The 13122-nt window shown below is 68.3% G+C and carries 14 protein-coding genes; 3 read left to right on the forward strand and 11 right to left on the reverse strand.

The genetic code is table 11. The features are described 5' to 3' along the window. Nucleotides 1–10: 10 nt before the first annotated feature. From AB0P21_RS02210 to AB0P21_RS02255, 10 genes are all read right to left on the reverse strand, one after another. Nucleotides 11–202 (reverse strand): hypothetical protein, encoded by a 192-nt coding sequence (locus AB0P21_RS02210; protein WP_363693122.1) that lies wholly within the window; start codon nucleotides 200–202, stop codon nucleotides 11–13. A 100-nt stretch (nucleotides 203–302) separates the two neighbouring features. Beyond that, nucleotides 303–1211, reverse strand: coding sequence for a polyphosphate kinase 2 (gene ppk2 / locus AB0P21_RS02215; protein ID WP_363693124.1), 909 nt, complete (start codon nucleotides 1209–1211; stop codon nucleotides 303–305). A gap of 242 nt (nucleotides 1212–1453) precedes the next feature. Further along, nucleotides 1454–2089: a methyltransferase domain-containing protein gene (locus AB0P21_RS02220; protein ID WP_363693126.1), complete on the reverse strand. Its 636-nt coding sequence runs from the start codon at nucleotides 2087–2089 to the stop codon at nucleotides 1454–1456. Between the two features lie 57 nt (nucleotides 2090–2146). Then, nucleotides 2147–3646: a hypothetical protein gene (locus AB0P21_RS02225; protein WP_363693128.1), complete on the reverse strand. Its 1500-nt coding sequence runs from the start codon at nucleotides 3644–3646 to the stop codon at nucleotides 2147–2149. A 37-nt stretch (nucleotides 3647–3683) separates the two neighbouring features. Continuing rightward, nucleotides 3684–4361, reverse strand: a complete 678-nt coding sequence (gene yidC, locus AB0P21_RS02230; protein ID WP_363693130.1) for a membrane protein insertase YidC — start codon at nucleotides 4359–4361, stop codon at nucleotides 3684–3686. 50 nt (nucleotides 4362–4411) lie between these two features. Then, nucleotides 4412–4681: a DUF6412 domain-containing protein gene (locus AB0P21_RS02235; protein ID WP_363693132.1), complete on the reverse strand. Its 270-nt coding sequence runs from the start codon at nucleotides 4679–4681 to the stop codon at nucleotides 4412–4414. Between the two features lie 20 nt (nucleotides 4682–4701). Next, nucleotides 4702–6000, reverse strand: a complete 1299-nt coding sequence (locus AB0P21_RS02240; RefSeq protein WP_363693134.1) for an RNA polymerase sigma factor — start codon at nucleotides 5998–6000, stop codon at nucleotides 4702–4704. Nucleotides 6001–6221: 221 nt separating this feature from the next. Beyond that, nucleotides 6222–6839, reverse strand: a complete 618-nt coding sequence (locus AB0P21_RS02245) for an HhH-GPD-type base excision DNA repair protein (protein WP_363693136.1) — start codon at nucleotides 6837–6839, stop codon at nucleotides 6222–6224. Between the two features lies 1 nt (nucleotide 6840). After that, a complete protein-coding gene (locus AB0P21_RS02250) occupies nucleotides 6841–7269 on the reverse strand; it encodes a universal stress protein (RefSeq protein WP_363693138.1) in 429 nt (142 codons plus the stop codon). Nucleotides 7270–7656: 387 nt separating this feature from the next. Then, on the reverse strand, nucleotides 7657–9135 hold the full coding sequence (locus AB0P21_RS02255; protein ID WP_363693140.1) for a glutamate--cysteine ligase: 1479 nt from the start codon (nucleotides 9133–9135) through the stop codon (nucleotides 7657–7659). A gap of 143 nt (nucleotides 9136–9278) precedes the next feature. Between AB0P21_RS02255 and AB0P21_RS02260 the strand changes: the two genes are divergently transcribed. Both AB0P21_RS02260 and AB0P21_RS02265 read left to right on the forward strand, forming a co-directional pair. After that, nucleotides 9279–10637, forward strand: coding sequence for a DNA polymerase IV (locus AB0P21_RS02260; RefSeq protein WP_363693142.1), 1359 nt, complete (start codon nucleotides 9279–9281; stop codon nucleotides 10635–10637). Continuing rightward, entirely contained in the window at nucleotides 10630–11589 is a 960-nt protein-coding gene (locus AB0P21_RS02265; protein WP_363693144.1) for a tetratricopeptide repeat protein, read from the forward strand. Before AB0P21_RS02260 ends, AB0P21_RS02265 begins: the two co-directional genes overlap by 8 nt. On the opposite strand, the gene ddaH is transcribed toward AB0P21_RS02265, so the two are convergent. Beyond that, on the reverse strand, nucleotides 11569–12336 hold the full coding sequence (gene ddaH, locus AB0P21_RS02270; RefSeq protein ID WP_363693146.1) for a dimethylargininase: 768 nt from the start codon (nucleotides 12334–12336) through the stop codon (nucleotides 11569–11571). The two genes, AB0P21_RS02265 and ddaH, sit on opposite strands and share 21 nt — an antisense overlap. Before the next feature lie 99 nt (nucleotides 12337–12435). On the opposite strand from ddaH, the gene AB0P21_RS02275 reads away from it, so the two are divergent. Continuing rightward, nucleotides 12436–12957, forward strand: a complete 522-nt coding sequence (locus AB0P21_RS02275) for a hemerythrin domain-containing protein (RefSeq protein ID WP_363693148.1) — start codon at nucleotides 12436–12438, stop codon at nucleotides 12955–12957. Nucleotides 12958–13122: the final 165 nt, after the last annotated feature.

A 13122-nucleotide genomic window follows, 5' to 3' on the forward strand; every position in this document is an offset into this window, starting at 1 on the left:
GCGCCAGGCGTCAGCCGCTCGCCGCCACCTTCACCGTCCACCTACCGATCCCCGAGTAGCAGCCCGCCAGCAGCATCGCGAACGCCGCCACGACCACCTGCACGATCGTCATCGCCGAGACCGCGACAGCGCCGACTGCCTGCTGCTCGCCGAGCTCGCCGGCACCAGGCGGCAGCCGCTCGCCGCCACTTTTACCGTCCACCTGCCGATCGCGGAGTAGCAGCCCGGCTCCGGCGCCAGGCAGCCGCTCGCCACCACTCCCGCGCCGCCGCTCTGGCGAGGCCGCTCCGCGGCCGAGTAGTTCAGAGTTCCGGGAATTGCCTGGTGGTGGACTCGCCGTGCTCGAAGACCTGCGCGGCCGGGCCGAGGATCTTCGGGTCGGCCTGTGCCACCAACTCATGGTCCTTGTTGTCGTACTCGAACAGGCCCAGCACATGTCGCATCGCCGCCAGCCGGGCGCGTTTCTTGTCGTTGCTCTTGACCACGGTCCAGGGCGCGTGCGGCGTGTCGGTGTAGTGGAACATCGCCTCCTTCGCCTCGGTGTAGTCACTCCACTTGTCGAGTGACGCCAAGTCTGTAGGCGATAGCTTCCACTGCCGGACCGGATCGATCTGGCGGATCATGAAGCGGGTCTGCTGCTCGGCCTGCGACACCGAGAACCACAGCTTCACCAGCTGGATCCCCGACCGGACCAGCATCCGCTCGTACTCCGGCGTCTGCCGCATGAACTCCTCGTACTGCGCATCGCTGCAGAACCCCATCACCCGCTCGACACACGCGCGGTTGTACCAGGACCGGTCGAACAGCACCATCTCGCCGGCGGCCGGCAGATGCTCGACGTACCGCTGGAAGTACCACTGGGTCTGCTCGCGCTCGGTCGGCTTCTCGAGCGCGACGATCCGGGCACCGCGCGGATTGAGGTGCTCCATGAACCGCTTGATCGTGCCGCCCTTGCCGGCCGCGTCCCGGCCCTCGAAGACGATCACGAGCTTCTGCTTGGACCGCTTCACCCAGTACTGCAGCTTGAGCAGCTCGATCTGGAGCAGCCGCTTGTCGCGGTCGTAGACCTCGCGCGCCAGGCGTTCGCCGTACGGGTAGCCCTCGCGCCAGGTGTCGACCGGGGTGCCGTCGCCGCGCAGCAGGACCGGATCGTCGTCCTCTTCGTCGAGAACGCGGAAGCCGAGCTCGTGGACCAGATCGGGGGTGCTCATAGCGTCCAAGATTCGCCGGAGCAGACCGTCCGGCGGTGAACATGGACTGACCGCGCGATGAACACCTTCCCGATCAGCAACCGCGAGCCAGCCCAGTCAGCCCGGGCCGGCTTAGTCAGGGCTCGGCCGGCCGTGTCAGGGCTCGGCGGGCCGCCTCAGACCGCCCGGCGGCGGGCCGCCTCAAGGGCGTGCCGCCCGGCGCAGGGGCATGGCGGGCCGCTTCAGCGGCGTGCCCGGCCGCCTCAGACCGCTCGGCGGCGGGCCTTCACCGTGCCGTCCCGACGGGTCAGCGGCTTGCCGTCGATGAGCTGCTCGCGCTCGTGCGCGCGGCTGACCAGGATCTCCCACCGGTCGTCGGTCAGCCCGAGATCGGCGATCACCTCGTCCGGCGTAGGGAAGTGCACGTCCGGGTGGTCACCGTGCTTCGCCGCGTCCGGCCAGTCCAGGTGGCCCTCGATCAGCAACACCCCGCCCGGCGCGACCGCCTCGGCTGCCGTTCGCAGGATCTCCTCGCGCGGCAGGTCGACCGTCGAGTGCAGGAACTGCGCCGACACGAGATCGAACGTCCCCTCCGGGAAGCTCTTGCCCAGCTCGTGCTGCTGCCACGTGATCCGATCGGCGACCCCGGCCTCCTCAGCGTGCTGAGCAGCTCGGGAGAGCGCTACCTCGGACACGTCGACCGCAGTCACCCGCCAGCCCTGCTGTGCCAGCCAGATCGCGTCGCCACCCTCACCGGAGCCGAGGTCGAGAGCGCTCCCTGGCTTCAGATCGGAGACCTCGCCGACCAGCTCCACGTTCGGCTTCCCACTCCAGATCCGGGTGCTCTCGCGGTAGCGGTCGTTCCAGTACTCTTCGGCAGTTCTGTTGTCCGCAGTCATAAGACCAGCATCCGCCAGCCCGGCCGAACTGACAAACTTCCTTGCCGTTCCAGCAAATCACTCCAGGAACGAGCGCCGCGTCTCTGCGATCAGCCGGTAGAGCTCGGCCCGATCAACCGGCAGCTCCTCGACCTCGGTGTTCAGCACCCGCTGCAGCAACCCGTTGACCTGCTCCGTCCTGAGCAGCGTCGGGATGCTGTAGGTCAGCTCGTCGATCGTACTGCCCGGCAACGGCGGCACCGGCGGACAATCGGCGTACCGGTCGAGCAGCGCGCGCAGATCGTCGAGCGACTGGACCATTTCGCTGGTCGCCACGAACCGCGCGTGCTCGGTCGGGATCCCGGCCTGCGGCGCCCCGATCGCGTCGAACCACCGCCATCCCAGGCCGGATAGCTCCTCGACAACCAGCCACTCCTCGACCGCCGGCGCTGCCTCCAGCCCGATCCGCAGCAGATACCCGAAGACCGTGTTCAGCGCAGCGCCATGGACCTGCTTGCCGATCCCCACCAACTGATACGCGAACTCCAGCGGCTCAGCCTTGTCGAACCAGCGCTGCACCGTCCACGCCTGATCGACCAGACACAGCTTCGACGCCGCCGTGACCAACGCGATCAGGTCGTCGGGCCGCAGATTCAGCCACCACTCCCCCGGCTTGAGCAACCAGTACTGCGGATCCGCCCACCGCCCCCGCGTGAACAGTCCCCGTACTCCGATCGGCGTCACCCGCAACTGACCGTCCTCCACCACGACCGCCCCCAGCCGCCGCAGCATCGCCATGCCAGCACTGTCAGGCACCGCCACCGACCCGTCGCGAAAGGCAACTAAGAGAGGCTCAATCAGCTCAGACCACTCGGTGAGCGCCACCCGATAGGTCTCCAACCAAGCCTCAACCTGCTGCTCACGAAGCACCTCCGCAGTCCACGCATGCATAGCCGGCCCGTACTGCGGCCGCACGGGACTCGGGCAAACCCATCCCGCCATTACTGCGATCCGCCACAACTCGTGGTCCGGCTTGTCGGCCCTGTTCTCCACCACCCGCTGGGCGAACTCGGCCAGCTCACCGAGGAACTCCGAGTTCTCCGCCTCCGCCTCCAACCGGGTCGGCATCTCCGCCACCGGAGCGGGTGAACCAGGCAACGGCTCCACCGGCAGCTCGACGGGCCGCTCCACCGGACCGGCCAACGCGTTCTGCTCACTCCAAGAGAGCGCTTCCCACCGTGCCTGCCAGTCACTCTCGTTGCCAAGAGCAATCATCGCCCGGCGGCGCAGGCTCCAGCTGACCGGATCGGCCCGGCCCAGCTCGGGATCGTTGAACGCGGCCCCTGCCTCGCCGGCCAGCAGGTCGGCCAGACCGCCCCTGCCGGTCTGCCGGAGAACGGAGAGAAACTGCGGAAACGCGACCCGCAGCTCCTCGATCCAGCCGTCCCGAACGCTCCCGGAGTACGGCAGCACGTCGTACAGCACGGTGGACAACGCGCCGGGCTGAGGGTGGTCGAGGTCAGCAGCCAGCTCGTCCTTGGCCACCGCGAGCAGCAACTCGATGATCTCCTCGTCCACCCCAGCAACGTACAGCGGCCAATCGGCTCTGGTCAGGTCAGCGCATCAGAATCGTGCGCTCGGCCAGCGTCCAGGCCGTCGTTGTCAGGAGATAGAGACCCGCCGCCAGCGGGATGAAGGCCGCCGTCACGAGCGTGCCGAACGGCAGGAAGCGGGCGATCCTGCGCGCCATCGGCGAAGCGGTCTCGTCCAGCAGGCGCAACTGCCGGCGAGCGGAGAAGAAGGCAACGACCGCGAGCAACAACGCCAGCCCCAGGTACGCCGGGGTCGAGGCGAACATCGGCCAGTGGATCCCGAGCGGGGCGCCGAAGATCGTGCCCGCCAGCAACTGGTTCGACTGACCGGACACGACGGCGGTGCTGAACAACGTGTACATCACCCAGAAGAACGGCAACTGCGCGAACATCGGCAGACAACCGGCCAGCAGGGTGGTGCCGGACTCCGACTGGAGCTTGGCCACTTCACGCTGGACCCGCTCCGGATCCTTCGCATGCTTCTCGCTGATCTTCCGGATCTCCGGCATCAGCACGGCGCGGGACTTCTCACCGCGGATCGCGGCGAGGCTCAACGGGAGCAGCAGCAGACGGACGGCGAGGGTACAGAGCACGATCGCCACAGCAGCGGCGTACAGGCCGGTGAGGGGTTCGATCGCCGTGGCGATCGCGTTGACGAGGTGGTAGGCAGCGCTGATCGGCGCGTCGAGAAAAGCAGGCATGACGAAACTCCACGAGTGAGAAAGGGAAATGCAGGTAGCGGGGAAACTCGCTACCTTCCCGGTGCTCGTGGGCGCGGCCGACCGGCGGCGTCGGGATCGCGGAGCAGCAGATACGCGGTACGGCGGGAGTTCGCGCGGGTGGCGCTGGCCAGTGCGGGCACTGGCGAGGCGAGCGGGCGCTGGGCCGCGGTACTGGAGAGCTGGACGACGGCAAGCAAAACGGCCGCCGCCGTGAACACGGCGACGGCCAGTAAGCCGGAGTCCGGACCGAGAGCAGGCATCACCAGCATCCAGATGCCGGTGAGTGCCCTCTCGATCATGACCCCATCATGACACTCGATCAGTCCAGGTAGTCGCGGAGCACCTGGGAGCGCGACGGGTGCCGCAGCTTCGACATCGTCTTCGACTCGATCTGACGGATCCGCTCACGGGTCACGCCGTAGACCTTGCCGATCTCGTCCAGCGTCTTCGGCTGGCCGTCGGTCAGCCCGAAGCGCATCGAGACCACGCCGGCCTCCCGCTCGGACAGCGTGTCCAGGACCGCGTGCAACTGCTCCTGCAGCAGGGTGAACGAGACGGCCTCGGCCGGCACGATCGCCTCGGAGTCCTCGATCAGGTCGCCGAACTCGGAGTCGCCGTCCTCACCCAGCGGGGTGTGCAGCGAGATCGGCTCGCGACCGTACTTCTGCACCTCGATGACCTTCTCCGGGGTCATGTCGAGCTCCTTGGCGAGCTCCTCCGGAGTGGGCTCGCGGCCCAGGTCCTGCAGCATCTGACGCTGGACGCGGGCCAGCTTGTTGATGACCTCGACCATGTGCACCGGAATACGGATGGTGCGGGCCTGGTCGGCCATCGCGCGGGTGATCGCCTGCCGGATCCACCAGGTCGCGTACGTGGAGAACTTGTAGCCCTTGGTGTAGTCGAACTTCTCGACCGCCCGGATCAGACCGAGGTTGCCCTCCTGGATCAGGTCCAGGAACAGCATGCCGCGGCCGGTGTAGCGCTTGGCCAGCGAGACGACCAGTCGCAGGTTGGCCTCGAGCAGGTGGTTCTTCGCCCGGCGGCCGTCCTCCGAGATCCACTCGTACTCGTCCTTGACCTTGTCCTTCAGCTTGGTCTCGGCGTCACCGATCTGCTCCTCGGCGAACAGGCCGGCCTCGATCCGCTTGGCGAGCTCGACCTCCTGCTCGGCGTTCAGCAGCGGGACCTTGCCGATCTGCTTCAGGTAGTCCTTGACCGGGTCGGCGGTCGCGCCGGCGACCATCACCTGCTGCTCGGGCTCGTCGGTCTCGTCGGCCTCGGAGACGATGAAGCCCTGGTCCTCGGTGAGCTCCTTCTCCAGCGGCTTGACGGCGTCGGCGGAGAAGTCGGACTCGTCGACCTCGTCCAGCGCGCGCGGCTTGCCGGTCTTCGGGTCGATCGCGAGACCCGCCTCGGACACGGCCTTCTTCGCCGGCGCCTTCTTCGCGGCGGCCTTCTTCGCGGGAATACCGTCCTCCTTGGGGGACACAGCAGCCTTCTTGGCGGGGGCGGCAGTCTTCTTCACACTGGCGGTGGTCCGTTGAGTCGTACTACGGGCGGTGGCGGCCACCGCCCGAGTGGACTCGTCGGGGAGATTCTCGGACGAGCTGGACGACACGAATTACCTCTCGTCTGACGATTCAGTCTGCAGGGTTTCTGAAACAGCAACTACGGTGGTGCGGGTACTGCGAGTCGGTGGCCCCGCGCTGGTCAGGCGGCAGCAACACTTCATTGTAATCCGGCCGCCAAGCACAGACGTCCCACGACCCCCTCAACGGCGTGCCTCACCGGTACCAGTCCACCCTTCGTACTGGTACCGGTATCGCTTCGGTAAAGCTTTCAACTGTTCCTGGTCTGCCGCAGTGGCCGCGCCACCACCCGCTTCTCGACCTGCTGCTCCTGCTTGAACTGCCGCACCTTCACCAGGGACGCCACGTCGATCACGTCCGCGACCGACTTGTAGGCGCCGTCCTCGCCGTACGGCTCGGAGGCCTCCCGCCAGCCGCGCGGCCGGACTTTCAGCTGTTTGCCGAGCAGCGCGACGAAGATCTTCGCCTTCTGCGCGCCGAAGCCCGGAAGAGCCGACAGCCTGGCCAGCAGGTCGTCCCCACTCTTCACATCGGCCCAGACCGCCGAGGCGTTACCGCCGTACTCCTCGTCGAGATGCTTGGCCAGCGTCTGGATCCGGGCCGCCATCGCGGTCGGGAACCGGTGCACGGCCGGTGGGCCGGCCACCACCTCGACGAAGCCGTCGGGGTCGTACGCGGCCACCGTGGACGGGTCGAACGGGCCGTCCATTCGTTGCGAGATCGCAACCGGACCGGCGAACGCGCGCTCCATCGGGATCTGCTGGTCGAGCAGCATCCCGACCAGCAACGCGAACGGGTCTCTGCTCAGCATCTCGTCGGCGTCGGGCTGCTGTGCGAGGCACAGCTTCTTGCTGCGTGTCGAAGTCACCTCAGTCCTCCCCACTTTCGATTAGCTCAGCGTCGGCCTTCACGGCCAGCACCGGACACGGAGCGTCGAGCAGCACCCGCTGGGCATTGCTGCCGAGGATGAGTTTGCCGACCGCGGACCGGCGCCTCAGGCCGATCACGATGAACTCCGCGTGGACTTGCTCGGCGACGGCCACCAGGTCCTCCGCCGGATCCAGCCCACGCACCAACTGCCGCACCTCGTAGGGCACGCCGGTCGAGTCGAGCTGCTCCCGTACCTCTGTCAGCGCGGCGTCACTCGCCGCGGCCTCGTCGCTGTCGAAACTGCGGCCACCCCGGTGCGAGTTCACCACCACCAGTTTGGCGTCGCGCAGCGTCGCCTCCTCTGCCGCCCGCCGGAGCGCCGCGCGCCCTTCGGCCTTCGGCACATAACCCACGACGATGGTCGTCATCGACTTGCCTCACCTCCGGGTGTCCATCACCTGAAACGGTCGACCCGTTCCGAACGATACTGCCCTGAACTCGCTCCGGCATCTGTGGAAATGCACTATCTGTGTCGCGACCGTGACGCTTGGGCGATTGCGCCCGCAACACAGCCGTGCCAAAGAGTCGCCGGTCAGACGCGACCGGTCACCGTCCCCCAACGGTTCACGACGACATACCCAGCGTGGCGCGATCTAACCTTCGTGGCGCACACCTTTGCAGGGTTGCGCCCCGACGCGCCAGCCCCCTCGTTCAGGTCCAGTCCTCAACCCGGGCAGGAGTTCGTACGCCGTTGCCCTGGGCAAGCGCGCCGGGGCGACCCCGGAGTTCGTTCTTGTCCTTCGTTGTCTCGACGGCTAGTCGATCGGCCACTCGTGCACGGGCAGGTTCTCGTGCATGTGGTCGCGGTACCGGCGCAACATCCCGCGGAGCGCGTCCCGGCGATCGTGCGATCCCCTGGTGTACAACCGGTGGAACTCCTCGGCCTGCCAGGAGGCGCCGTTGCGGTTGGTCAGGCAGCGCTGCTCGATGATGCCCAGCAGCCGGTCCCGGACGTCGGCGTCGACCCCCCAGGAGTCCAGCCCCTGCGATGCCAACGGCAACAGCCGGCGCAGTACCAGCTCGGTGGCGCGCGCGGTACCGACGCCGGGCCAGAAGACCTCCGCGTCGATGCCCTGCCGGGCCGCCTCGTGGAAGTTCTCCTCCGCCGCGCTGAACGACATCTGCGACCAGATCGGCCGTTCGTCATCGGCCAGCGCGCGGACCAGGCCGAAGTAGAAGGCGCCGTTGGCCATCGTGTCGACCACGGTCGGCCCGGCCGGCAGCACCCGGTTCTCCACCCGCAGGTGCGGCTTCTCCCGGACAACGTCGTACACCGGGCGGTTCCAGCGGTAGATCGTCCCGTTGTGCAGCCGCAACTCCGAGAGAGCCGGGGTGTCGCCGCGGTCCAGGACGGCGATCGGGTCCTCGTCGGAGGTGACCGGCAGCAACGCCGGGTAGTAGCGCGAGTTCTCCTCGAACAGGTCGAAGATCGAGGTGATCCAGCGCTCGCCGAACCAGACCCGCGGCCGGACGCCCTGCGTCTTCAGCTCGTGCGTGCGGGTGTCGGCGGCCTGCTCGAACAAGGCGATCCGGGTCTCCCGGTTCAGCTCCTTGCCGAACAGGAACGGCGAGTTGGCCCCGATCGCCAGCTGCACGCCGGAGATCGCCTGGGCCGCGTTCCAGTACCGCGGGAACGCCTCGGGCGTGACCTGCAGGTGGAACTGCGTCGACGTACAGGCCGCCTCCGGCACGATGCTGTCGGCGGTCACCTGCAGCCGCTCGATCCCGTCGATGGCGATCTGCACGTCCTCGCCGCGCGCCTGGAAGATCTGGTCGTTCAGCAGCGCGTACCGCGGGTTGGTGCTGAGCGCCTCGCGGTGGATGTGCTCGGTCAGCAGGGTCGGCAGGATGCCGACCACCACCATCGACGAGCCGGTCCGCTGCGCCTTCTCCTCGGCCGCGTTCAGGCTGGCCCGGATGGACTCCTCCATCTTGACCAGGCCGGTGCCGTCGATCTTGCCCGGCGGCACATTGATTTCCACGTTGAACTGACCGAGCTCGGTCTGGAACGCGTCGTCCTCGATCGCGCTCAGCACCTCGGAGTTCTTGAACGCCGGGTCGCAGTTCTCGTCGACCAGGTTCAGCTCGATCTCGATCCCGGTCATCGGCCGTTCGGACTCGAACCGCGACTCGCGCAGCATCCGCGCGAACGCGTCCAGATTGCGATGGACCTGATTGCGGAACGCGGTCCGATCCGCCCGGGTGAACTCGACCCGGTCGACTTCCTCGCCCATCTGCGCCTCCCCTGTCGGTACTTTGTGTCAGTCTGCCCGACCGACGTCCGTTCCGTGTGCCCACTCGCGTCGCTGTTCACCCGCTGGAACGCCGATCGGGCCCTCACGGGGAAAATGTCGGTGCCGGCGGGGAGACTGGAGCAGTGCGTACCGATTCGTCCATCCTGCACGTCGACCTGGATGCGTTCTTCGCAGCGGTCGAGCAGCGGGACAAGCCCTCCCTGCGCGGCAAGCCGGTGGTGGTGGGCGGAATCGGCCTGCGCGGAGTCGTCTCGACGGCGTCGTACGAGGCCCGCAAGTACGGCGTGCGCTCGGCGATGTCGACCGCCGAGGCGCGCTCGCGCTGCCCGCACGCGGCATACCTGGGACCCCGGTTCGAGGTGTACCGCGCGACCAGCCAGGCGGTGATGGCGCAGATGCGGGCGCTGTCCCCGCTGGTGGAGCCGCTGTCGCTGGACGAGGCGTTCGTCGATCTGGCCGCGGCCGGGCTCAGCAACCTGACCATCGACGACGTCGAGGCGATTGCGAACGATCTCAAGGCCGCGATCACGCAGGCCAGTGGCGGGCTGACCGCCTCGGTCGGCGCGGGCACCTCGAAGCTGATCGCGAAGATCGCCAGCGATCTCGACAAACCCAACGGCGTGGTCGTCGTTCCGCCGGGCACGGAGGCCGAGTTCCTCGCGCCGATGCAGGTGACGGTGATCCCCGGTGTCGGTCCGGCGACCGCGCAGCGGCTCAGCATGGCCGGCGTCCGCACGGTCGGCGATCTGCAGCAACTGGCGGAGGACGAGCTGATCCGGCACGTCGGCTCGGCGCACGGTTCGAGCCTGCACCGGCTGGCGACCGCGTCCGACGACCGGCCGGTGGTGAGCGACCGGGAGACGAAGTCGATCAGCATCGAGGACACCTTCGAGACCGACATCATCGACCGCTCGTTGCTGGCGGCCATCGGCGATCGGATGGCGCACCGGGTCTCCGAGCGGCTGCAGAAGGCGTCATTGTCCGGCCGGACAGTGACGGTGAAGACGCGGATGCACGACTTCACCACGCATACCCGCTCATCGACGCTCGCCGGCCCCACCGACGACCCGCGGGTGATCGCGCGGATGGCCCGGCGGCTGCTCGAGGACAGCGATATCTCGGGCGGGATCAGGCTGCTCGGAGTCGGCGTCTCGTCGCTGGCCGACTGGATCCAGGACGACCTGTTCACCGAGAGCGAGCACGAGGACACGCCCGCCGAGGTGATCGAGTTGCCTGAGCGGCCGCGAGACCGGCTGGTCGGCTACTACCCGGGGCAGGACGTGGTGCACACGCAGTACGGGGAGGGCTGGGTCTGGGGCTCGGGGCGGGGCCGGGTGACCGTCCGGTTCGAGACCGCGCAGACGCCGGCCGGGCCGGTCCGGACCTTCGCTGTGACCGATCCGGAGCTGGCGAAACCCCCGGCGCCCAGCGCCGAAGAGGACAAAACCGCCGAAACCGGCCAAGATGGGCCGAATGACTGACGTCCGCGGCGGGGTGTACCCGTTCTGCCGAGCCTGCACCGCGTCGTCGACGGCCTGGCGCGCGCCGGACGCGATCACCCGGCTGAGCGGCATCGGCAGCCGCTTCTACGGCCACCGCGACGTCTGCCCGGACTGTGGCTCGTCCGTGCGGATGCTCTACTCGACCTTCCTGCTCGTCCCGGTGGCCCGTCGTGGGGCGTTCCGGATCATCAGGACCGGCGGCCGCAGCTACGTCGGGCGCAGGCTGCTCGATCGGCCGATGGCGGTCCCCGGCCCGCCGCCGCAGGATCCGCCCGCGTCCGAGTTCAAGAACCATCCCGAGCTGGTCGACGCGACGTACGAGCAGGCTGAGGCGCACTGGGCCGCCAAGGACTCGGCAGGCGCACTCCCGTTGTACGAGATCTCCCTCGCCGCGTGCGAGAAGGTGCTGAAGGCCGACGACCCGGCGACGCTGCAGGTCCGGCTCCGGGTCGCGCAGGCCCTGTTGGCGACCGGTGACTACGCCTCGGCGATCGGCTGGTTCGAGCTGATCACTCCGCAGCTGACCCGCGTCTTCGGGCCCGAGCACGACCTGCCCCGGATCGCCATCGAGGGCGTGACCGGTGCCCAGCTGATGGTCGGCGGGCCACGCGCCGAGGCGAAGCTGCTGACCGAGCTGCTCGACCACGACGAGAAGACCCTGGGCCACCAGCACCCGAAGGTACTGCGTACTCGCGCGGCGCTGGGCCGGGCGACGATGTTCGCCGGCCAGCTCGGCGCCGCCATCCAGGTGCTCGAGACGACGCTGGCCGACAGCATCGACGGCCTCGGCGCCGACCATCCTGACACCGACACCTTCCGCAGCATCCTGCTCGAGGCGTGCGACGCCGCCGACAACCGCGGCCGGAAGAAGGACCGGGAGCTGTCGGCCGCGGCGCGGGACCGCTGGTCGTTAGCCCCGAAGACGGACTGACAAGCAGGTCACACAGCCTTCGAGCTTCTCGAACTCGCTGATGTCGACCACCACCGGCGTGTAACCGCGCTCGCGGAACAACTCGGCGGTCCTGGGCGCGGAGGCCGCCATCAGCAGGCGGTCCTCCCCCAGCAGGACGACGTGCGCGCCACCCTCCTCCGGTACTGCGAGGAACTTCGGGAAGGCCGCCGGGTCGTCGGTGAGCGGCTCGTACCCGATCACCGTGCCGTCCGGCAGCGCGGTGACTGCCGACTTCAGGTGCAAAACCTTCTGAACCGGTACTGCGACGACCTCGGCACCGAGCGGAGCGAAGTACTGGCGGAGCTGGTCGATCCCGGCCTGGTTGGTCCGGCCGCCCAGTCCGGCGTACACGGTGTTGCCGACCTTGAGGATGTCGCCGCCGTCCATCGTGCCCGGGTCGGCGATGTGCGCGATCCGATAGCCCTGACCAGCAACAGCCCGCTCTGCCTCGGCGGCCTCTGGGCGACGCTCGTCGGCACCTGCGCGGGCGATCACCGCGAGGTCTTTGTAGACGACCATCGTGTCCTCGACGAACACGCCGTCAGGGCAGTCGTCGGCAGGTGGGACCTCCACGCAGCTCCAGCCTGCCTCGGCGAGCACGTCGACGTACTGCTGCCACTGCTGGGCAGCGAGATCCAGGTCGACGGGGACCCGGTCGAGGTGAGTGAGCAGCCCTTCGGCGAGACGCGGGCTCGGGCGGCGGACGAGTGCGCGGACGGTGACCATCCACGCAGGCTAACCCGCCTCCGCGGTCAGTTCAGCGCATGAGGACGGCGGTCGCGGGTACCGGTGGGCAACAGTGGTTCGAACTTGGAGGACATGAGCATGCCGAAGATCCTGCAGCAGACCGGTGGCGACGTCGTCGAGGTGATCCTGGCCGACCATCGCTGGTTCGAGGAGGCGTTGCGTGAGCTGCGCGACGTCGAGGCCGACCGGGCCGCCGTCCTCGCGGATCTCGCCACCGTGCTGGTCGCGCACGCGGAGGCCGAGGAGTCGAAGGTGTACCCGTCGCTGAACAAGCGCGACGCGATCGACGACGAAGAGGTCGAGCACTCCACCCACGAGCACGACGAGGGCAACGAGGCGCTGCTGGCGTTGATGGAGGTCGAGGACACCGCCAGCGAAGAGTTCAGCGAGAAGACGCACGAGCTGTCCGAGGCGCTGTCCCACCACCTCGACGAGGAGGAGCGGGACGTTCTCAACCCGGCCAAGACCGACGTCGACGCCGATGCCCGGGTGAAGCTCGGCGAGGTTTTCGCCGAGGAGCGGGCCCGGCTGATCGACAGCGACTGCGGTTCGATCGAGAATGTCCGCAAGCTGGTCGAAGCAGCCAAGAAGAAGAGTTGAGCAAGCCCCTGAACTGATCGGCCCCGCCCCCGGGGACCGATCGGCCGCCCACCGCCGGCCGGCGGGGTGCTGCGGTGGAGCCTGCGGCCTTGAGCACGGGCCAGTCGCCAGAATCGGCGTCAGTGCGGCTGGCCCGTGCCCAAGGACGCGGGCCCTGGCCGGAGC

It is taken from the genome of Kribbella sp. NPDC056861, assembly GCF_040687575.1.
GTDB lineage: Bacteria > Actinomycetota > Actinomycetes > Propionibacteriales > Kribbellaceae > Kribbella.